A 21,094-nucleotide genomic window follows, 5' to 3' on the forward strand; every position below is an offset into this window, starting at 1 on the left:
ATCTTGATAAACATTTATGCAGGAAAGCCATTAAAAATACAATACACTATCATTGAAATTAAATCAGCAGCTAGGATTATTGTCATAATTATTAGCACCATTTCCGATATTTTCTTTATAGACACCTTAACTTTTTCTCGATTAATAATATTAATTATTGTTTTAAGTCTATTCGTTTCTAATGATTCTGTTCTTATACTCTCTTTTGCTTTTATGTCCATTACTAACTCATCTAAAGATACTTCAAAAAAATTTCCTAGTGCTATTAGCTTTCCTAATTATGGTGTGGTTTCACTAAGTTCCCATTTAGAAATTGTCTGTCTTGAAACATTTAACTTGCCACCTAAATCATCTTGAGATAAACCTCTTTGTTTTCTCAAGGAATATAATTTATTATTGAACGCCATCTGTCTTGAACATTTAATGATAATACAGAGTCCCGATTATAAAATAAAGACATACTAAAGTTTTATTTCTAAGTTTCTTGTATGCCTTCCAATTAACAAACTTATCCCAAAAATTATTTATCTAATTTTAGTAAAAACCTCATTTGCTTACGATAGAGTTCCTCTTCATTATCTTAAACCCTCTATACGAAGCAATAACCCCATTCCCTTGCTTCATAATTATAAAAATACTTTCCATTGAAGTATTATAAATATAGAGTAATAATAGTATAAGATACTATTATTACCTTGAAAATTAGGCAATTTAAAGTAAATCATTTATAAAAAATGATAAATGTAGGAGTGATAAAGTGATTAAATTAGATAGTAAAGAATTTAAGAAAATAACCCATTTAGTTAAATCTCAAGATGAATTATCAGTATTTTCTGTTATCAATGGTGAAAGCCCTGGTGAGATATATGTAAACAACATTGATAATCCAACTGCAGCATTGATAAAAACTAGTGAGTGTAATTTAATTGCTGGTAGCCCAAATGATGAAATGTTTAATTCTGAGGTGTCTACAGAATTGGATTTTTGGGATCAATTAGTTCCTGATTCTTGTGAATGGATAGAGAAAATACCAACTATTCATAAAAATCATTTCGTTAGAAAATACCAAAGAAGGCATTATGTGTTATCTAGTGATAAATTTGTGGATAGTAATGCCCCTTTGAAAGAAGGGTATACATTAGAAAAAGTTGATATATCTTTCTTAAAAGAATACTCCTTTGAAAACTCAGAAAAAGTACTAGAATGGGCTGAAAATTGGGGTGACATTGATAAATTCAAAAAAAATGGCACAGGGTATTTAATACGTAATGACAAGGTAATTGCGAGTTGGTCATTAAGTGATTGTAGTTTTAAAAAGACAATTGCAATTGGAATACATACCGATGAAAGATATAGAAAAAATGGTTTCGGGAAAATAGCTGCTGCTGCAACTATTAGAGATTGTTTTACTAAAGGATACGAAAAAATTGATTGGCTTTGCGTAGATTCTAACAAAGGTTCAAGTGCAACTGCGGAAAAGTTGGGATTTGAATTTATTAATCGTTACTGTTCTTTCACTTCATATCCTCCAATTGAGAATTTAAAGGATTTATCTGAATCTGAATGGCACGAATGGGGCGAATATTTAGAAGATGCAGCTAAAACTGAAGAACGTTTGATAATGGAATGTGTTTATGCTTATATAAAATCTAATGATGTTGAAAAAGCTATTAATATTATGACAAATATTAAGCAGAAGAAAATTGAACTAGATTATTTAAGATTTAAAGACTGGATTATTAAACTTCAAACCTGTGGTATGTGTTCTAACTTTACTGAAAAAACTTGGATTAATTTTTTAAATGAAAATATTCATCATAATGATTAATGTTTAATCTATATTGTATTTGCATCATGTTTTTCATAAAAGATGTAGCAAGGACTTACTTAATTACAGTAAGTCCTGTTTTTTATACCTAGTTCAAAAGTATGAAGCAACAACCTGAAGTGCACCCCAAAAGTTAGACAATAAAATTAACTTTTGGAGGTGCATTTTTAAATGAGCAAATATAATAAAAAAGATAAAATTAAAGCTATCAGATTAATTCAAAACGAAAATTATTCAATAAGAGCTGTTTCAAAAGAACTAGGTATTTCTAAATCTACCATTGCAAGATGGTGGAATAGCTATGATATTCATGGAGAAGCTAGCTTTTCTATGAATCCTAGAAAATATACTGGTGAATTTAAAATAGAAGTAGTAAAATATATGCATAATAACCATCTATCCCTAGACCAGGTATCTGCCCTGTTTGGAATACCAGGTACAACTACTGTTCAAAATTGGGAACGCATATATAATGAGGAAGGAGAAGTTGGTCTTTTAACTGAAAGACGTGGAAGATCACAAAACAAGGTATGAAAAAGATAAAAATGAAATAAATATGGACTCCTTAGATAAGGCTACAGAAGATAAATTAATATTAGAAATCAAAAAGCTTAAAGCAGAGGTTGCCTACTTAAAAAATCTATAGCCTTAAAGGAAGAAAAAATGAGCTTAAAAACAAAGAAAAAGCACAGGTAGTAAACTCTTTAAGGCATGAACACGATCTAAATACCCTGCTAGAAGTTGCAGGATTAAAAAGGTCAACATTTTACTACCATATGAAAAGATTCGACATACCAGATAAATATGAAAAAATTAAAGAAAAGATAAGGGAAATATATGATAGCAGTAAAGGTAGATACGGCTATAGAAGAATAACTATGTCCCTAAATAGCTTTGGCTTTGTAATTAATCACAAAACTGTACAAAAACTTATGAAAGAACTAAATATCATATGACAAGTGAGAATGAAAAAATATAAATCCTATAAAGGTGAAGTAGGAGAAGCAGCACCAAACCTATTGAAGAGAGATTTCTCAGCAGAAAAACCTAATCAAAAGTGGGTTACAGACATAACAGAGTTCTCACTATTCGGGGAAAAATTATACCTATCACCAATACTAGATTTGTTTAACGGAGAGATCATTAGTTATTCTATTACAAGTAGACCACACTTCGGGCAAGTAATGGAGATGCTTGATATTGCATTTGAAAAGCATAAAAACTTAGAAGGTTTAACATTTCACTCAGATCAAGGGTGGCAATACAGACACAAAAGATACAGTTATCGATTAAAACAACTAGGAATAAAGCAAAGTATGTCCAGAAAAGGAAACTGTTTGGACAATTCAGTAATTGAAAACTTTTTTGGTTTGTTAAAATCAGAATTACTATATCTTCAAAAATTTGATGATACAGATCACTTTAAGAGAGAACTAATAGATTACATAGAGTGGTATAATAAATACAGAATAAAGACCAAACTAAAAGGATTAAGCCCTATCCAATATAGAGCTCAATCCTTATCAGTAGCTTAATTCAAAATGTCCAACTTTTTGGGGTCAGATCAACCCCGTCCCCTTGCTTCCCTACTAGAAAAAACTTATTCTGTAGTGTCAGACTTCAATAAAGAATATAATATCAGATCAACAACACCTTGACCTTTCCAAACATACCCTTGCCTGATTATTCCCTCTTTAACAAAACTATTTCTTTGTAATACGTTCTGTGATTTAATATTTTCTGGCATAACAAAGGCTTGTATGCGGTTAATGCCAATATCATTAAAGAGATAATCTGTCATTGCCTTAACAGTTTTTGTAGCGATTCCTTTACCCCAAAATCTGTCATTGAGTCTGTAACCTATTGTTATCATGTTTACATCATGAGAGTAGTCAAATATTTCAGCTACACCAACAATATTGTTAGGCTCACTATTTAGGCAGATTCCAAGAAATATCTCTTTTCTTTTATTAAAATCTCTTTCAAAATGTCCTATCATATTAGCAACAGTATCTTTATTCTTTTTAAGCATTAAAGGAGAGTATTGAAAAAGCTTTTCATTGCTATATATTTCAAAAAGGCTGTCAAGGTCAGAAACTACAATTTTTCTTAATGTTATTTCATCTGCTACAATATGTGGAAATTGTTCATATGGATTTTTACTCAAAATTATCATGCTCCTCTCGTACTAAATATAAACAATCCTATTTATATAATTTTACAATTGCACATTAAGTACATTTTACATTTTTGAATAATTTGTTCATAAAAATAAGACAGTGATAAGACAGTGGGACGTTTCGAGACCACTGAAAAAGTGGTCTCGTACGGTTCACTGTACCGCTCTAACAGCGGTTTTTCAATAAGTACTAAAGTACCTTTCCCAATACCAATGGCTTTTCATTAATATTGCCCTATCTCCTTATGAAACGCTTGAATCACCTTGCTAAATTCTAGCGGATACTGGAATGCAACATATGCATGACTCCCTCCAGGAATAATCACAACCTGACTTGACCTCAAAAGCTTTTGAAAGTTTTCTATGCCTGCTTTTATCTCCTTCGACTTCCATTCCTCTTCACTCGGTAGCATTAAAACAGGGCAGATAACGTTTTCAAAGTACTTTTCGAATTTGATATCCCAAAAATCTTCTAAATATTTATCTATTACCCATTTGGGACAAGCAGATGTATATTTCCCATCTCCTGTTTCTGAACTATCGTATATTTCGAATTCTTCGATTTGCTGATTCCACAGAATACCGCCTTGCTCATAATTCTGCTTTGCCATCTCAATTTTTTCAACTATTGAATCAAAAACAGGATTGTTTTTCTTTGCTCTTTTGGTTCGCAGTTCTATTTTTTTATTTGGTATTTCTTTTTCTGCTATATCGCACACACCATTTTCACCAAAGTAGTTCTGAATCGCACCTTCCGCTACAATAGACTGTACTCTTTCCGGAAAATGTGCTGCCAGATTTACTGCAATCTCCCCACCTAAAGAACTTCCCACTATATGTGCCTTCTCTATCCCTAATTGATTCATAACATCTATAATATCTATTGCCATATTGTCTAATGTGTATCCATCTACTACTTTCTCTGACTTACCATGTCCTCTAAGGTCCAACGTAACTATGTGATATTTATTAACAAAATATGGTACAACTCCATTCCATTGTGCCAGGTTTCCCCCTGAAAAATGTATAAACACAATCGTTTCTCCATTTCTAGGATACTGATTCACTTCTAATTCCGTTCCATTAACTCTAACTCTCAATTTCTCCATTATTTTGTCCCCCTAATATTAAATAATAATGTGAATGCCGCTATATAAAAAACAATCAATTTCTATTTTTCCCAGTATAACACAATTCTAACTTGTTCATAATGAATTATGGTTTAATTAAAAAAGTAAGTGCGAAGTAGAGAAAACATGACTGTAGCAAATTATACAACTTTATTTAATGGAAAGTAGATGGACTTAAATCTAAATTTCTCAAATTTCTTAGTTCAAAGAAAAAACTTACTGCTATTTATGATATAGTTCAGGGTTCAACAGAATGTAAGAAAATAATATATGTAGAAGTATAAAGTTAATATGAAATGTACATCAAATTTATTTAATAATTTCCAATAATTCATTTAACGATTTAATCTCAATAAAATTTTTGTTATTAATATCAGTATCTTGTTTACGGTTTATAAAAACCGGTGTAAAGCCAAAATTTTCAGCGCCAAGAATATCAGCTTCAAAGTTATCTCCAATGAAGTAAACTTGTTCCATTTCGATGCTAGCATCATGCTCTTTAATATCATCAAATACAATTCTGAATAAATCTTTATGTGGCTTCCTTATCTTATAATCTGCACTAAAATGTATATTAACAAAATATTTTTCTAAATCATATTGGTTAATGAATTTTTTCATTACATTTTTTTTAAATATAGAGTTGCTTAACAAATAAACTGGAATTCCTAACAACTTAAGTTGCTCTAAGGTAGAAATAGTGTCATTAAATAATTCGGTGGTATTTATTTCAAGTACACAATTAAATAGAATTTTTTCTATTGGATGATCCACTTTAAAGCCATATTTATTTTTAAAATCTAAAAGCTCATCTTCAAATGCTAATTCTGAATTATCCTCGCTTCTTTTATCATAAAGTTCTTTCCAATATGTAGCTGCATACTCTAGAAATTCAACTTTATCAGTATATTTTGACAAAATATTTTCATGTAGATAATATAAACCCGAATCAAAATCAAATTTAATATCATGAAGCAATGTTTCAAATAAATCAAAAACAATAGCTCTAACTTCTGTCATAGAACCCCTCCATGAATTCTTTATTTGCCTTACACCAAAAAATCACTCCTCTTTCTTATCATAACATATTTTGTAAATGCATTGTTACTTATAATACGGCAGACTGTGTGAAAATTCACATTCTATACGTTTTTGTCATTCTGAACGCAGTGAAGAATCTGTATTTAAAACTATTAGAGACCCATTCGCTTCGCTCAGGGTGACAGCTTACACACACCCCTTCATTATTCTAAATCCTCTATCTATTTATTCCAATATATATATGAAGCAACAATCTCGTCCGAGATCAGTAAAAAACTATATTTTTTGCTTGTCATTCTGAAACTCAGTCGAAGAATCTCGTGTTTTCAACACATGAGGAATCCTTCGTTGAATTCATTTGTTAGTTCAAAGTGAAGGTGCGTACTGCCCCATACCTGTATTTCCTACCAGCCCTATAACTTGGCCTTGTTTCACCCTTTCTCCAACCTTCAGATTTGCACTATGACATTGAAGATGATTATATCGTAACTGCTTTATTTAACATTTTTCTTAATACCATCAAAATAAATTTCTCCTTTTTCATCCTTTTCAAATATATATTCTTTGTCTACCCATGTATGATGGAACGCGTTTTCTGATATTGGGTACATAGGCATTACCCATTTGTCTTCTTGTATAAAGTACAGATTATCTTCATTCCTTTTAAATACATATTTAAAATGCTCTTCCTCATATATGCCAGCATAACTACTATCATATACATTTAAATCCAAGTTATATGCCTTAGGCTTTGAAGGCATGCAATAAGTGCTACCAAAAACTATTTTTGCTATATTTTCATTAATACTAATAGAATTAGAAAATCCATAATTACTTAATACAAGGATAGTAACTTTATCATCTATATACCTGTGAAATTGGTGATTAAATCCGTTACCACCACTATGTCGAACTCTTTTACGATTAAGGTTACTATCTATAAACCATCCATACCCATATTCCTCTTTGTATGGTGCAAAAATCTCGTTCATAGTCTCTTTTGAGACAAGTTTTTCATTGTACAGAGCTTCATCCCATAAAAGCATATCGGTAACGGTAGAATAAAGTGCTCCTGCAGAAAAAGCACTCATGGTATCTATTTCGGAGCATATTAATCTATCTCCATTTATATAGTATCCACTGGCTTTATCAGGAAGAATATCCCTGTAATCATCTAGACCGCTACTATTCATTCCTAAAGGCTCAAATATATTTTCCTTTATAAATTCGATATATGATTTTCCTGAAACTCTTTCAATTACAACACCTAGTAAATAGTATCCAAAAAAGCAATAACTCCATCCTTCACCTGGTTCGAATTCTAGAGGCATATCTTTAAAGAGATTAAATATCTCCTTTTGTGTAAGTAAACATTTTCCCATTATAAGATAAGGGTCTATAACTGAAAAGTCATTATATAGTCCAGATGTATGTGTCATTAAATGATGAATAGTTATCCTTTCATCTAATTCAGGATAATCAGGAAAAAACTTTCTAATACTATCTTGAGTGCTAAATAATCCTCTTTCTTTTAGAATCATTATACCCACGCAAGTAATCTGTTTCGTAAGAGAAGCAATTTTATATTTTGTTTTTATTGTATTTGGAGCACTGTGTTCTATGCTCGCCATACCATAGCTTTTATTGAAAATAACCTTACCTTTATCTGCCACTACAACCGCTCCACTAAATGTCCATAATTGTGTGTATGCATTCATATATTCATTTATCTTGCAATTAATACTCATGCTATTTACCCCACATTTCTATTTATATAATACAGAATTGCTTTATATAATTGTAACTTAATTATACAATCTATAAAAGGGAATTTATTTTTCTGTATAACAATTTACACAACAGAGAATTATAACGTCTTTTATTTGTTTTTTGTTAATTATAAAAACATATAATAAAAGGCTGCCACTCATTAAAGAGCATCAGCCTTAACCTATATTATTTTGAATATACAATTTTCTTAATACTATCAATTGATAGATAAAATTCTTCCGCTAAATCCATAATTTTATAACCATTTTTATACTTTTTACACTAATCAAGGTATATAGTATTTTTCCACTATGTTTTACTAATGCTTATACTATACAAATAACAATTCCGTGTCAAGCCAAGTTTCGATAGCATTTCTTATATCAATGATTGAGTCATCCAGTGAAAAACGAAACCCTTGGCAACCTCCATTACAATGATCGCTTATCCCTCTTTTTATTCCACAGCCATATCCCCTTTCAATCATTTCTTGTATAAATGAAGGGAACTTTTCGATGGTATCAGCGTATTTATGCGTGTTTTTCGCTTTGATGTTTACTTGATAACCATTATTAAGTGATACATTAATTCCCCATATCTCTTTACTTTTATAAGAATATTTAATCTTTATCCATAAATCTTTTATTTCCACATCGCATTTAAGCCCTTTATCCAAATAGCGTTGATGTAGCTGCAATATAAAATCTTGCACATTGGCAGACAAAGGTTTCATAGTATCTTTTAATATAGAAATAGCATCGTCGATTTTATTATTTTTCAATACTCTATAATCGCATCGCAATAAAATATCGGAGAAGCGGCAATAACTGATTGTATTGGACTTATTGACCTTCGATTTGTTGGCGTTTGTGCCAAATTCTATCTCGGCTATTGCCATTACCTTCAAGCCCGTTAACATGGCAGGATTATCAGGATACGAAATTTTTATTCCTTCAACTTTTGATAAATCTGGTTTTTTGTCGTTCAAGTCTATACCGTCAATCAATATGCCGCAATCAGTCAAGAATCGTAAGCACTCAATGCTTTTTGAAACGGGAATTTTCGTGCTAAATATATTGTTTCCGACGGTAAGGAATTGAGCGCTTTCTGTTAGTACACCATGAAAACCTATATTCAATAATAAGCATTTCACATTGTGCAGGAATGGAAAATATACCGAAATAGTAACGCGGTCATCAAATACGTGAGCATTCTTTTTATGATTGTCATACGAATCACCTTCAACAATCAAAACATCGCAAAGCTGATACAAAAAGTTTCTGAACGCAAGAACTCCTTCTCGAATATCTTCCTCGTTTGAAATATTTTCAAACATAGGATTAATTGTATATGTTTCAGGTATTTCTGGCGTAATAACATTTTTTAAGTGCTTTGCCATATCTTTGAGTGTCTTTCGCATTTATTTCACTTCTTTCTTCGCAAAGTCAACTTTATACTGCCATTCACCGTATTTTTTGTCGTTATCAGTTATTGTTCCTTCCGTAAGGGTGATACGCAGAACGATTGAGTCAGGGTTGTCTTCGTCGCCATGTGCATCGAACCATGTGAAGATTTTTTTCATCTTTGCTCTTATTTCCACGTTCCTCTCGTCCTTTACCCAACCGAGATTTTCGGCCGTTCCTTGAGCAACAAACAAGTCTAACCCACAGATGGAAACCTCGTTGTTTTTCCCAATTTCTAGCGTTTTATTTTTATTCGCGTCTGTAGAAACATAAAACGCGCCGTCTTCATAATAAGCATCAACCATACGGACAGCGGGGCGGGGATTACCGACGGCGTTCGGCGACAATGCAATAGTTGCAAGAGCAATAAGGTTGTCCTTTCCGTTTCCACAGTATTCTTCCATAAGCTTCATCGCGTTTTCATACTTGTTCATGATAATTCCTCCATCTATTTTTTATTTCCCTATGGGTTCTGTCATACTTTGCATTTCGCAATTACCTAAATAATACATGGGAGATTCCTTGTATTTTTATATTCCTTCCTTTAGCTTAATGGGAAAATATCTTTGCATTTGTTTATAGCCAAGTCCCTTTTCTATGTCTTTATAGGCAATATCTCTTCCATCTTCATATAAATAAGGCATATTGAACATAACATTGCGGCCTTTGTCAAGCTCAAAATTCGTGCTTTCAATCCATCGGCGAACTTTATCTTCCACTTTATGTATGCTCTCGTTATCTTCGTCAATACTGACTGCCATAGCGTATAAGCCTCCCGGAAAATCGAATAATTTAAAAGGGCTTACATCCACATTTGTAACACCATCTTTAACGGCACATATCCATTCAGCCTTGTCATTTTTAGACAGCAAGAAATCAAAACAATCGAAAATCACACTCTTATACAAATGACAATACTGCCACAATTGGTACATATATCCTCCTTCTTTGAACATTTCCCCCCACGGTTGGTTGCCGCACGTTACCGCTTTGAATTCCGGTATCCTGACAACCATTATATCAGGAATTTTTTTATCTAATTTTTCCGCTATTTCAATCAAGCGGTTTACATTGGAGGGCTTGCCGATATAGTCAACGCTTATCAACTGTGTTTCAATCTCTTTAGCCTTGTTATACAGCAGTTTTATGTCGGAGTTGTCTGCAAAGTTCACTTGTTCGATTTCGCGTATAAAATCCAGCACGATTTCTTTCAACTCATGCAAAAGCGCAACCTCGTCGTCTATGCTCTGTACTTTTTTCCCCAGCACTTCTAAAACTACATCGGAACCGGGAGTGTTGAAAACACGTTGAATGTCTTTTATGCTAATATTCAGCTTACGTAAAATGAGTATTTGTTCAAGCCGCCTAACAGCATTTTCGTCGTACATTCTATATGCGTAGTCATCACTTCGGGTGCTGGACAGCAATCCCATATCCTCATAATAACGCAGTGTACGGGCTGTAATGTCATATTTGCTTGATACATCTTTGATTTTGATTAGGTTGTTCATTTGTTTCGACCTCTTTTCTAAATTATCAAGTTTAAACTTAGTATAAAGGATTCCCCAAAGGAAGAGTCAAGAGGGTAATGCTATTTTTCTGTAGAAAAGATGGCATCAAAATTTAGTTCGCTTATGTCTTCTTTTCTATGGTCTCTTTTAGAATATTTATACTCCAAGTATTCATATGCATTTTCAAAATTCACCCTCGGTAATCTAGTATTTACTTATTTGCTCTATTTTGCTCTATCTCGAAAGTAGTGCATTAATAAGCAAATTTTAACCTCCTCTACTAACCTTAGTGTTCCATTATTAATTCTAATACATTTTTTTATATAAATAGTTTATTGTATGAGTATATTTTTCTAATGAGCCAATTATATGTACAAGTGTTGAGGGGATTATGGAAATTGCTAAAAGCCCAGTAATTCAAGTCTATAGTTATCGACCTATTAAATTAGATAGCTTAGGTCTATATCAAATAATTCATAAATTGTCACAGTAAAATGACTCCTTCCAAAGAAGGAGTTTTCTACTTTTCTTATTTTCAACATTAAGATATCTGTTATAGAATTCAGATATTTAGTTTCGTTTTTAAAAAGTCTACGTCATTTGTGGTACGGTTCCCCCTTCATTATCCTAAACCCTCTATATATTTGTTCTAATAAAATCATCCTCATAAGCTGGTGAGGGAAGGTCATTTTGGAAAAGGATAGTTTGAAGCTACTTTTTTGGGATATTTCTTTTGAGAGACCTAGGGAACCCCCTATGATAAAGGTTATGTCGTTTATTCCTTCTACCATTAGGGATTCTATTTTTTCTGAGAGTTCTTCCGAGGATAGTTGTTTGCCTTGAATTTCTAGAGATATTATAAATGAATTGGCAGGGATTTTTGATAGGAGCTTTTCTCCTTCTTTATTTTTAATCTGCTCCATTTCTTTATCGCTTAAATTCTCTGGAGCTTTTTCATCTTCTACTTCTATAATCTCAAGATTACAGTATCTTGATAGCCGTTTTGAATATTCCTTTATTCCATCTTGCATAAACTTTTCTTTTATTCTTCCAACAGAGACGATACGAATCTTCATCCTTACCTCCAATACACGCTTATAGCCAATTCTTTACTTTTTTCATTAATTCATAATTTGTTAAGTCATAGTGTAAAGGAGTAACAGTTATATATCCTTCTTTCAAATAAAATCTGTCTGTTTCTTCTTCCTTTTCTTCTTTATGTCTGCCTTCAATTGCTAATGTTATTTCATCTTCACCATTTTTATTTTCAACAAAATAGTAATCGTAGACAATTCCACCTATTTTACATACCTTAATTCCTTTTATATCCTCTTCTTTTATGCATGGGAAATTTACGTTAAGAACTATATTGTTCTTAATCAAATCTTCTTTTACTTTTTCAAATATACTTTTGGCATGTTTGGCAGCTGTCTCGAAGCAATTAGGCTCTTTTCCCATCTCACATGAAAAAGCCATGGATGGAATCTTATACAAGTTCCCCTCAATAGCCGCTGATACTGTACCTGAGTATAGTACATCCGTTCCAATATTTAATCCTAAATTTATTCCTGATAGTACCACATCTACAGGTTCTTCTACCAGTTTATCTAATGCAACCCTCACACAATCTGCTGGGGAGCCAGATATACTGTAGGCCTTTGATTCGATGCCTGGGATATCTAGCTTTTTTACTAAAATAGGCTTTGAAAGAGTAATTGAATGACTGGCAGCGCTTCTTTGTCCTTCTGGTGCAACTATTACTAGTTCATAATCCTTTTCAAATTCCTTAGCCAATGCTTGAATACCTATAGCATCAATTCCATCATCATTTACTAAGAGTAACCTCATTATTTACCTCCCTATAATGTCTTATTTATATTGTCTTTTATACTACTAGATACTTTGGATGTCTGTCGCAAAACTCGCAAGAATGTGGACTTGTCCAGTCAGTAAAGCTTACTTGGTCAAGCTCATAAATATCCGGAGACTGCTCATATGTCTCTACGAATTCCTCTATGGCAATTTCTAAATGATCATTACAAACTACATACATCTAATCACTCCAAACTCAAATTAATATATGAAAACAAAGGATTATATATAGTATTTGCAAAAAATAAGTGTTTTACAACATCATTAATGAAAGCCTAACTAAATTTGTACCTGTCTAATTCGAAAATGTTAAAAATTATAGACTTTAGATGGTCTGTCTCTATAAGTTAGATCTAAGCTTATATCCTTATTTACATTGATTCCTTTCTCAGTAAGAATATTGGCCACAGTTTGGTATGCTAATTCTGGAAAGTTATTTTCCTTACTTAAGTGACCTAATAGTATACACTCATTTTTTCCACATAATACTTCTGCTAAAAGCTTTCCAGCATCATCGTTAGAAAGATGTCCGTGCTCACTTAGAATTCTTTTTTTAAGATACCAAGGATATTTTCCTACCTTAAGCATTTCAACATCATGATTAGATTCTATTAATAATAGATGAGAATTTTTAATATTTTCCTTTACCTCTTCGCTTACGTATCCAGTATCTGTTACTAAGCTAATCTTAGTGCTTCCATAATAAAAGCTGTATCCCACTGGTTCAATAGCATCATGAGACACCTTAAAGGGATGTATATTTAATCCCTGTATTTCAAAAAATTTATCTGTATCGAATATGATTATATGCTCTTCCTTTACCTCTCCTATATCAGGCTTCATATTTGACCAAGTTTTCTCATTTGTATATATTGGTATGTTAAATCTCCTTGATAAAATCCCTATACCATGAATATGATCCTTATGCTCATGAGTAACTAATATTCCATTAATTGTACTTGGGTCCACTTCTATAGAAATAAGTGCTTCTTGAATCCTTTTTCCGCTAAGACCCGCATCTATCAATAACTTAACCCTATCTGTCTCCAAATATTGGCAATTTCCACTGCTTCCACTTGCTAGCGAACAAAATCTCACGGTCATATACTTTCCTCCAGATATTACTTTTTGTATCCAATCCTATCATAAAGCATAAAACAATTATACCATAAAAAAAGGTATAAGGAAAAAGCCGAGTTTTCTCGGCTATTCATTAACTCTATATATCTTAGCTCCTAGACCTGAAAGCTTTTGTTCTATGTTTTGATATCCTCTATCAATATGAAATGCATTATCTATTTCCGTCTTTCCTTTTGCAATGAGTCCTGCAACTACAAGAGCTACTCCTGCTCTTAAATCAGTGGCCCTAACTCTTGCACCGCTTAAACTCTCTATACCATCTATTATAGCTACTCTCCCATCAACTTTAATATTAGCTCCCATTCTCTTTAATTCATCTATATATTTGAATCTGGACTCAAAAATACTTTCAGTAATTATACTGATGCCTTCTGCCATAGATAAAACAGCTGCCATAGGCTGTTGAAGGTCTGTTGGAAAGCCAGGATAGGGAAGAGTTTTTACATTTACCCCATTCAATTTTCCATCTGAAATCACTCTGACTGAATCATCATATTCTATTATCTGAACAGATGTCTCTCTTAGCTTTGCTATTATTGACTCTAAATGCTTTGGTATTACATTATTGACTGTAACGTCTCCTCCTGTAGCCGCTGCTGCAATCAAGTAAGTACCTGCCTCTATTTGATCAGGTATGACGCTGTATGTGCAGCCATGTAGTTTTTCTACTCCTTCAATCTTGATTACGTCAGTACCTGCTCCCTTTACATCTGCTCCCATAGAATTTAGAAAATTAGCTACATCTACAATATGAGGCTCTTTAGCTGCGTTTTCTATTGTGGTTCTGCCTTCTGCACATACTGCTGCCATCATAATATTTATAGTAGCTCCCACACTTACTACGTCCAAATATATTTTAGTACCTATCAATTTGTCTGCTTTGCACTTTATTATCCCATGCTCTATATCTACCTTTGCTCCAAGTGCCTCAAATCCTTTTATGTGCTGGTCAATAGGTCTAGTTCCTATATCACAGCCTCCAGGATAGGCAACTTCAACTTCTTTGAATCTGCTAAGGCCTGCCCCTAATAAATAATAGGATGCCCTAATTTTCCTTGCAAGATCATAAGGTGCCACAAACTTGCTAACCTTGCTTGTATCTATAATCATAGTTCCATTTTCATTGAATTCAACATCTGCTCCAATTGCAGACATAATATCTGAAATATAAAATATATCCTTTATTCTAGGAAGATTTTCAATTACACATCTTTCACCTGCTAACAAGGCTGCTGGTATTATAGGTAATGCAGCATTCTTGAATCCACTGACTCCAACTGTCCCATTAAGCTTATATCCGCCCTCAATTATTATCTTTTCCATACAAATGCCACCTTCTTTCTGACTTCAATTTTATCAAAAAAAATAGAAGAAATATAGTATTTCTTCTATTTATCTTTACAAAATCCTTTATTTTATTTAATTATCTTCTAAAAATATTTTAGTTCCATCATCAAATATGATTCTCCAAGCAGGTGTAGCCTTTCCACCCTTTGTATTACCAGGGTCACTAGCCCCCATATGCTTTTGAGGATCAAGATAATAGCATATTGATATTTCCTCAATTGTCTTATCATATGCTTCCTCCATAGCTAATAGCTTAAGTAAAGCTCTAGGGGCAGACATAATAGTTATAGTGATAGGGTCATCTGATTCCGCTGATTCTATCCAATATCTCTCAAATCTATTTATTCCAGTTGAACTAATGATAAATCTCATATAGCTTTTCTCAAAGTAAAAATCATCAATAATCTTAGTATATTCAATGAAATATGCACCATCTTCATGATTTATAATGCTTAGCTTATAGTCATCAACTGAAAAACCTTTGTCTTCAATAAACCCCTTAGCTATATTTTCTGCTTTATTAGTTGTTAGATTGTCATATAATAAACTTGTATCAGTATTTTCATAGATTATTTCATTACCATTTTTTACTGTAACATTTTTATTCCCGTTTATAAAATATGAATATGGATTTCCCTTAATGGTTTCTGTAGTGTATCTCTTGCCTAAAAACCTATTAGCTATATCCTGGGGGTTATATATTTCATATTTGATTCTAAATAGCGGTAAAGACGGTATATCCTTAGGTATATCTACTGCTACCTTGATATTCTTTTCTAGCAAAAAAGCTTTCACATCTTTTATAAAATCGTCTCCTACTATAGGGACATTAGTATTTCTGCTATTTATCAGCACATAAGCTAGAAAGATGTTTGTGATGATAAAGGCAATTATGAGAATATTTTTCGCCTTTGACCAATCCATATTAATTTCACCATCCAATAAGTTAATTACCTTGGATTCCCCCCGTTTTCCTCAGAACCATCGTAGGCATCAAATACATAGCTAAAACCTGCTACATTTATAATCCAAACTGGCTTTAAAACTTGGTTTTCCTCCGCGGAGTTATCATAGTATGCCAAACATGCATCCTTAATAGCTAAATTGACATTCTTATCTAATTCATCAGCTGATACTGTGTCTACATTGATATTATTGTTTTCTATGAATTTTATTTTAATAAAATTATAGTTATTAACAATTATATCGTAGGCTGACAACATGTTCTTATAGCTACCTTTTGGCGTTACTTTCCCTATTTCCCTCCATATGTGCCTTGGCCTTCTATATGATTTTACCTGATTATTGAACATTTCTATTTCTATAGAGCTTAGTGTTTGGTTTTCATCTGAAATCACCGTTAATCCATCAAGTTTATATTTAAAGGTAAATCTATATCCCTTATTGTTTTCAAATTCAATTTCATCCACCTTATAGAGGTAGGTATCGTCAGGCCAACCCATATGAGTATCAATGAAGTCTATGGCATTTTTAAGACTCATATAAAGATTTCCTGTCTCTGCATTTGCTTCAATAGACTTAAAAAATTCAAGAGTGCCATTTTCATGTATCTTCAAGGTTCTCTGGCTATCAATATATATTACCGAGCCATCATTTTCTTCAATTCTTCTTATATAAGCTAAGTCTCTATTAAAAAACAACGCTGCTATGTTGTCTTCTTCTAACTCACTACTGATATCTATTTCCTTCCTTACATATACCTGAGATAAGTTAAACTTCACCTGAAGCGGGATATATGTATTATTTTTGATATCAGGGTCTAGTAGATCGGTAACTGTATGTACTCTTGTATAGTCAGTTTTACTAATGATATCAATTTCATCCTTAATATTTTCAAAGTTAAAATCTACTCCACTAATCTTAATGTAATTTTTTCCATCACTAATTATAATAAAATTATCCCTAAGAGAATCTAAATAAATATATATACTGTTAATCTTTTTAATAGATTCATTAATTGAGGATGAAATATCTGCATCGAATACTTTACCAAAGATAAAAGTATGTATATCATTAGGAAAATAGAAGCCAATCGCTCTTTTTTTCCTGATCTCCTCAAATTCCTCATCAGTCATTTCTTCAATTTTAATGTTCTTTGATTGGAATGCTTCTTTAAGTATTTCCTTGCCCTTATTCCAAAGACCATGTGTTTCATCGAAATACATAATAGCACGATTATTTCCACCAAAGTTAATAGTATATTTCTCAGGCAATATAAAATCTGACAGCATACTTTCTTTAACATCAGTTGATTCTTGTCCAAATGCAAGGGAAGAAAATAATTCATCCGGAAACTCAACCCATAATTGTTGTATAAGATAAATCGTTGTAAGGACTAAAAAGGCTAGTAGAAAAGATTTTATTCTCTCTTTGTTTATCATAATATCATCCCCACAGATGACATAATTATTTGTTGCTAATCAGTTTTTTTATAGTATCTATAACAGGAGATATAATAGCATTTTTAGCATCGTCTAAAGTTTTAGCAGCATCATCAATTCCTTTACAAAGAATATATCTGACGTCTTTTTGAGAAAGACTACCATCTTTTTTTGTAACAACAATTTTATAAAGGCCCTTTTTAAGTTCTATTTCTTTTGGATATACACCATTATCATTTAATTCCACATCTTCAGACAAAATCAAACTATAATCTTCAGCTTTTGCAGTCTCAATAAGGCTCTCAATAGTATTAAGCTCTTCCTTTATTGATACATCAGAATTTAAGTAGACTTCTAAAGTCACACTTGAACCTTTTTTCCCTTTGATGGTAATCAAAACAACATCTCCCTCTGTTTGAATACCATTTTCACTATTCACATTTATTTGGACTTCTTTTTCAGTTTTTGACGATTCTACCTTAGTGGCCTGTTTAGGGTTTGTACTGTCACCACCAGCATATGCAATAGTGCTTGTAATACTAATAGCTACCAAAACTATGGCCATTGTAAGGAGTTTTCTAGACATAATAATTCCTCCTCATACTACATAATGATACATTTTCATTATATACCAATTTTATTACAAACATATTACAGTGCAATTAAATTTGAATTACACATATGCTTACTTTAAAGGTAATATTATATCGACCGTAGTTCCAACATTGTACTCACTATTTATTTTAATTTCACCATTATGAGCTTCAATGATCTGCTTAGCAATAGAAAGTCCTAATCCAGTACCGCCCATCTCTCTGGACCTTGCTTTATCTACCCTATAAAATCTTTCGAATATTCGGCTTATATCTTCCTTTGGGATTCCAATTCCATTATCCTTTACTGTTATAATTACCTTTTCATTATTTACTTTTGCTGCTATTTCTATATTTCCATTGTCAGGTGTGTATTTAATTGCATTTGTAATTATATTTAGTATAACCTGCTCTATACCATCTTTATCAGCTATAATACTGCCAATATTTTCTTCTATATTTAAATCTATCTTTTGATCTTTCTCCTCTGCCGATATTTTAATCTTGAGGTAAATGCTCTTTAATAGCTCATTGATATCTATGGATTTTTTGTTCCATTTTGTTTGTTTATAATCTAAATCAGAAAGCTGTAATAAATCTCGTACAATTCTTGCCATTCTGTCACATTCACTATCCACTACTGAAAGAAAGTTCATTGAAATATCCCTATCCTCAATGGCTCCATCCATCAAAGTCTCTGTATAGCTTTTAATTGTAGTAATAGGTGTTTTAAGCTCATGTGATACATTGGCAACAAACTCTTTTCTCATATTTTCAAGCTTTTGCTGCTTTGTTATATCTTGAAATACTATTATCATACCACCAATATTATGGTGTTCATCTATAAGAGGAGCATATTCTGCATTATAAACTTTAGAATCAATTTCAATTACTTTATTTCCCCGCCATTTTCCTTCACTTGTAATTCTATTGAGAGTAATTCTGTTACTTTTCTCATCAAATATCTCATCATATCGTACTCTATCTAATTCTTCAGGTTTCACTTTGAGCATATCTAAGGCTATAGGGTTGGCATGTATAATCTCTCCATCTAGAGAGACTGCAATTACCCCATCAGCCATATGAGTAATTATAGTATCCAGCTTGCTTTTTTCCTTATTTACTTCTGCTAAGGTGCTTTTAAGCTTTAGAGTTAAATAGTTGAACATACTTGCAAGCTGACCAATTTCATCATCTGACTTGACCTCAACTACTTGATCAAAATCACCCTTGGCCATTCTCTCAGCCTTTTTTGTTACATCATTAATAGGCTCTGTAATATTTCTAGCAATTAGAAAACCTATTAATACAGTAATTACTAGTGCTAAAACAGTCGCTTTTATTAAAATCACTTTCGATTCTTCTAAAGTATTGTACATATCTGTCATATCAGATGTCATATAGATAATTCCTTTTACACTTCCGTTATCTGTTAAAATAGGGTATGCTAAATGCTTTGCCCTACTTGCACCATTATCTATGGAGCTATAGCCCTCTTGTTTTTCTCCAGATTTTTTTGCATCAATTATTAGCTCGGCCTGAATTTGGTTAAGATTGAAGGCACTCTGTCCTATTATCTTAGCATTACTGGAATTACTTGCAATAATAGATGCAATGCTTGAATTATCTATAATATATATTATCTCAGTTGCATAAACAGGTAGCCGTTTTACATCTGTTTGAATTTCCTCTTTAACTGAATCCCAGTCATCACTCTTCGATATATTATTAGACATATTTACCAGGTTTCTAACCCTAGCTTCCATAGTTCTTGTAGCCTGATTTAAATGATGATCCTCAAACTTTCTTATGATGAAAGCCATAACGATTACCATTGCAATAAAAACCAGGAGGAAATACACTAATATAAACTTCCACCTTATGCTTTTAAACATTATTTTAGCCCCTCCTAAAGTAGTATCCAACTCCTCGCTTAGTGAGAATGTACTTATAGTCTCCAGATTCTTCTTCTACTTTTTCTCTTAATCTCCTTATAGTAACATCCACCGTTCTAATGTCTCCGTAATATTCATAGCCCCATACTTCTTCCAATAGCTGTTCTCTCGTAAATACCTGCTCTGCTCTTGTAGCTAAAAATTTCAAAAGCTCATACTCTCTCTGAGTAAGATCAATTACTTTGTCATTTCTTCTTACTTCGTACTTATTTATATCAATAACTAAATCTCCTATGTCTATGATTTCACTACCAGTTAGCTGATTAGATAACTCTGTCCTTCTTAAATTTGCTTTTACTCTAGCTACTAGTTCTCTCATACTAAATGGCTTAGTTATGTAATCATCTGCCCCTAGTTCTAGACCCAGCACCTTGTCCACTTCTTCTTCCTTTGCAGTAACCATCAGAACAGGAATTTGAAGCTTCTGTCTTATTTCTTTTAATACTTGAAAACCATCTTTTTTTGGTAACATGACATCGAGTAAAATCAAGTCTGGATTTTCACTAAAGGTTTTATCTATAGCATCTTGTCCATCATAAGCTACAATTACGTCATATCCTTCCCTTTTCAGATTGAAGCTCAGTATGTCTGCTATAGGCTTTTCATCTTCCACTATCAATATCCTCTTATTCATTATATACACCTCATATATTGAATTTTATAATTATATGCTCTTAAAATCAAACATTATTCTAATTGTTTATATTCTATATTCTAATATTTTTTCCTGCTTACAGATTCTGTAACAGGCATTAATAATAAAAAATAATAATAAAGTCATGCAAAAGAAAGTAGAAATATGGACTTTAGGCCCTTGACACATTTTGTAAGAAAAGATAGAATATTCTTAAATATTGCAGGCC

At 32.3% G+C, this 21,094-nt stretch carries 24 protein-coding genes; 4 read left to right on the forward strand and 20 right to left on the reverse strand.

Going from position 1 to position 21,094, the window contains the following annotated elements; all coding sequences use genetic code 11:
* Positions 1–14: 14 nt before the first annotated feature.
* Entirely contained in the window at positions 15–221 is a 207-nt protein-coding gene (locus QO263_RS01795) for a hypothetical protein (RefSeq protein ID WP_285625768.1), read from the reverse strand.
* A gap of 57 nt (positions 222–278) precedes the next feature.
* Complete coding sequence (locus QO263_RS01800) at positions 279–407, reverse strand: helix-turn-helix transcriptional regulator (RefSeq protein ID WP_285625770.1); 129 nt, start codon at positions 405–407, stop codon at positions 279–281.
* A 350-nt stretch (positions 408–757) separates the two neighbouring features.
* Between QO263_RS01800 and QO263_RS01805 the strand changes: the two genes are divergently transcribed.
* From QO263_RS01805 to QO263_RS01820, 4 genes are all read left to right on the forward strand, one after another.
* Positions 758–1,828 (forward strand): GNAT family N-acetyltransferase, encoded by a 1,071-nt coding sequence (locus tag QO263_RS01805; protein WP_285625773.1) that lies wholly within the window; start codon positions 758–760, stop codon positions 1,826–1,828.
* A gap of 171 nt (positions 1,829–1,999) precedes the next feature.
* Positions 2,000–2,362: a helix-turn-helix domain-containing protein gene (locus tag QO263_RS01810; protein WP_285625776.1), complete on the forward strand. Its 363-nt coding sequence runs from the start codon at positions 2,000–2,002 to the stop codon at positions 2,360–2,362.
* 242 nt (positions 2,363–2,604) lie between these two features.
* A complete protein-coding gene (locus QO263_RS01815) occupies positions 2,605–2,784 on the forward strand; it encodes an IS3 family transposase (RefSeq protein ID WP_285625779.1) in 180 nt (59 codons plus the stop codon).
* A 9-nt stretch (positions 2,785–2,793) separates the two neighbouring features.
* On the forward strand, positions 2,794–3,363 hold the full coding sequence (locus QO263_RS01820; RefSeq protein WP_285625782.1) for an IS3 family transposase: 570 nt from the start codon (positions 2,794–2,796) through the stop codon (positions 3,361–3,363).
* Positions 3,364–3,428: 65 nt separating this feature from the next.
* Here the strand turns inward: QO263_RS01820 and QO263_RS01825 are convergent, their stop codons facing one another.
* From QO263_RS01825 to yycF, 18 genes are all read right to left on the reverse strand, one after another.
* Complete coding sequence (locus QO263_RS01825; RefSeq protein WP_285625785.1) at positions 3,429–3,995, reverse strand: GNAT family N-acetyltransferase; 567 nt, start codon at positions 3,993–3,995, stop codon at positions 3,429–3,431.
* 236 nt (positions 3,996–4,231) lie between these two features.
* A complete protein-coding gene (locus tag QO263_RS01830) occupies positions 4,232–5,116 on the reverse strand; it encodes an alpha/beta hydrolase (protein ID WP_285625788.1) in 885 nt (294 codons plus the stop codon).
* A 330-nt stretch (positions 5,117–5,446) separates the two neighbouring features.
* Positions 5,447–6,157, reverse strand: a complete 711-nt coding sequence (locus QO263_RS01835) for an HAD family hydrolase (protein ID WP_285625791.1) — start codon at positions 6,155–6,157, stop codon at positions 5,447–5,449.
* A gap of 387 nt (positions 6,158–6,544) precedes the next feature.
* Complete coding sequence (locus QO263_RS18940; protein WP_352169686.1) at positions 6,545–6,676, reverse strand: M23 family metallopeptidase; 132 nt, start codon at positions 6,674–6,676, stop codon at positions 6,545–6,547.
* The gene (locus tag QO263_RS01840; RefSeq protein ID WP_285625793.1) at positions 6,673–7,926 is read right to left on the reverse strand and encodes a serine hydrolase domain-containing protein; all 1,254 of its coding nucleotides are present in this window, start codon (positions 7,924–7,926) and stop codon (positions 6,673–6,675) included. Before QO263_RS01840 ends, QO263_RS18940 begins: the two co-directional genes overlap by 4 nt.
* A gap of 353 nt (positions 7,927–8,279) precedes the next feature.
* Positions 8,280–9,368 (reverse strand): hypothetical protein, encoded by a 1,089-nt coding sequence (locus QO263_RS01845; RefSeq protein ID WP_285625796.1) that lies wholly within the window; start codon positions 9,366–9,368, stop codon positions 8,280–8,282.
* The gene (locus QO263_RS01850) at positions 9,369–9,845 is read right to left on the reverse strand and encodes a pyridoxamine 5'-phosphate oxidase family protein (RefSeq protein WP_285625799.1); all 477 of its coding nucleotides are present in this window, start codon (positions 9,843–9,845) and stop codon (positions 9,369–9,371) included.
* Between the two features lie 96 nt (positions 9,846–9,941).
* Positions 9,942–10,922: a helix-turn-helix domain-containing protein gene (locus QO263_RS01855; RefSeq protein ID WP_285625801.1), complete on the reverse strand. Its 981-nt coding sequence runs from the start codon at positions 10,920–10,922 to the stop codon at positions 9,942–9,944.
* A gap of 596 nt (positions 10,923–11,518) precedes the next feature.
* Positions 11,519–11,998 (reverse strand): 23S rRNA (pseudouridine(1915)-N(3))-methyltransferase RlmH, encoded by a 480-nt coding sequence (gene rlmH, locus QO263_RS01860; protein ID WP_285625804.1) that lies wholly within the window; start codon positions 11,996–11,998, stop codon positions 11,519–11,521.
* A gap of 19 nt (positions 11,999–12,017) precedes the next feature.
* Positions 12,018–12,770, reverse strand: a complete 753-nt coding sequence (gene surE, locus QO263_RS01865) for a 5'/3'-nucleotidase SurE (protein ID WP_285625808.1) — start codon at positions 12,768–12,770, stop codon at positions 12,018–12,020.
* 37 nt (positions 12,771–12,807) lie between these two features.
* Positions 12,808–12,975 (reverse strand): CxxH/CxxC protein, encoded by a 168-nt coding sequence (locus QO263_RS01870; protein ID WP_285625810.1) that lies wholly within the window; start codon positions 12,973–12,975, stop codon positions 12,808–12,810.
* A gap of 128 nt (positions 12,976–13,103) precedes the next feature.
* Positions 13,104–13,892: an MBL fold metallo-hydrolase gene (locus tag QO263_RS01875; protein WP_352169688.1), complete on the reverse strand. Its 789-nt coding sequence runs from the start codon at positions 13,890–13,892 to the stop codon at positions 13,104–13,106.
* A gap of 108 nt (positions 13,893–14,000) precedes the next feature.
* On the reverse strand, positions 14,001–15,257 hold the full coding sequence (gene murA, locus QO263_RS01880; protein ID WP_285625816.1) for a UDP-N-acetylglucosamine 1-carboxyvinyltransferase: 1,257 nt from the start codon (positions 15,255–15,257) through the stop codon (positions 14,001–14,003).
* 96 nt (positions 15,258–15,353) lie between these two features.
* The gene (locus QO263_RS01885; RefSeq protein ID WP_285625819.1) at positions 15,354–16,205 is read right to left on the reverse strand and encodes a two-component system regulatory protein YycI; all 852 of its coding nucleotides are present in this window, start codon (positions 16,203–16,205) and stop codon (positions 15,354–15,356) included.
* A 26-nt stretch (positions 16,206–16,231) separates the two neighbouring features.
* Positions 16,232–17,683 (reverse strand): two-component system activity regulator YycH, encoded by a 1,452-nt coding sequence (gene yycH, locus QO263_RS01890; protein ID WP_285625822.1) that lies wholly within the window; start codon positions 17,681–17,683, stop codon positions 16,232–16,234.
* Between the two features lie 25 nt (positions 17,684–17,708).
* Complete coding sequence (locus QO263_RS01895) at positions 17,709–18,269, reverse strand: hypothetical protein (RefSeq protein ID WP_285625824.1); 561 nt, start codon at positions 18,267–18,269, stop codon at positions 17,709–17,711.
* A gap of 99 nt (positions 18,270–18,368) precedes the next feature.
* Positions 18,369–20,171 (reverse strand): sensor histidine kinase, encoded by a 1,803-nt coding sequence (locus QO263_RS01900; protein ID WP_285625827.1) that lies wholly within the window; start codon positions 20,169–20,171, stop codon positions 18,369–18,371.
* A gap of 4 nt (positions 20,172–20,175) precedes the next feature.
* A complete protein-coding gene (yycF, locus tag QO263_RS01905; protein WP_285625829.1) occupies positions 20,176–20,865 on the reverse strand; it encodes a response regulator YycF in 690 nt (229 codons plus the stop codon).
* Positions 20,866–21,094 lie beyond the last annotated feature (229 nt).

The organism is Proteiniborus sp. MB09-C3, from assembly GCF_030263895.1.
GTDB lineage: Bacteria > Bacillota > Clostridia > Tissierellales > Proteiniboraceae > Proteiniborus.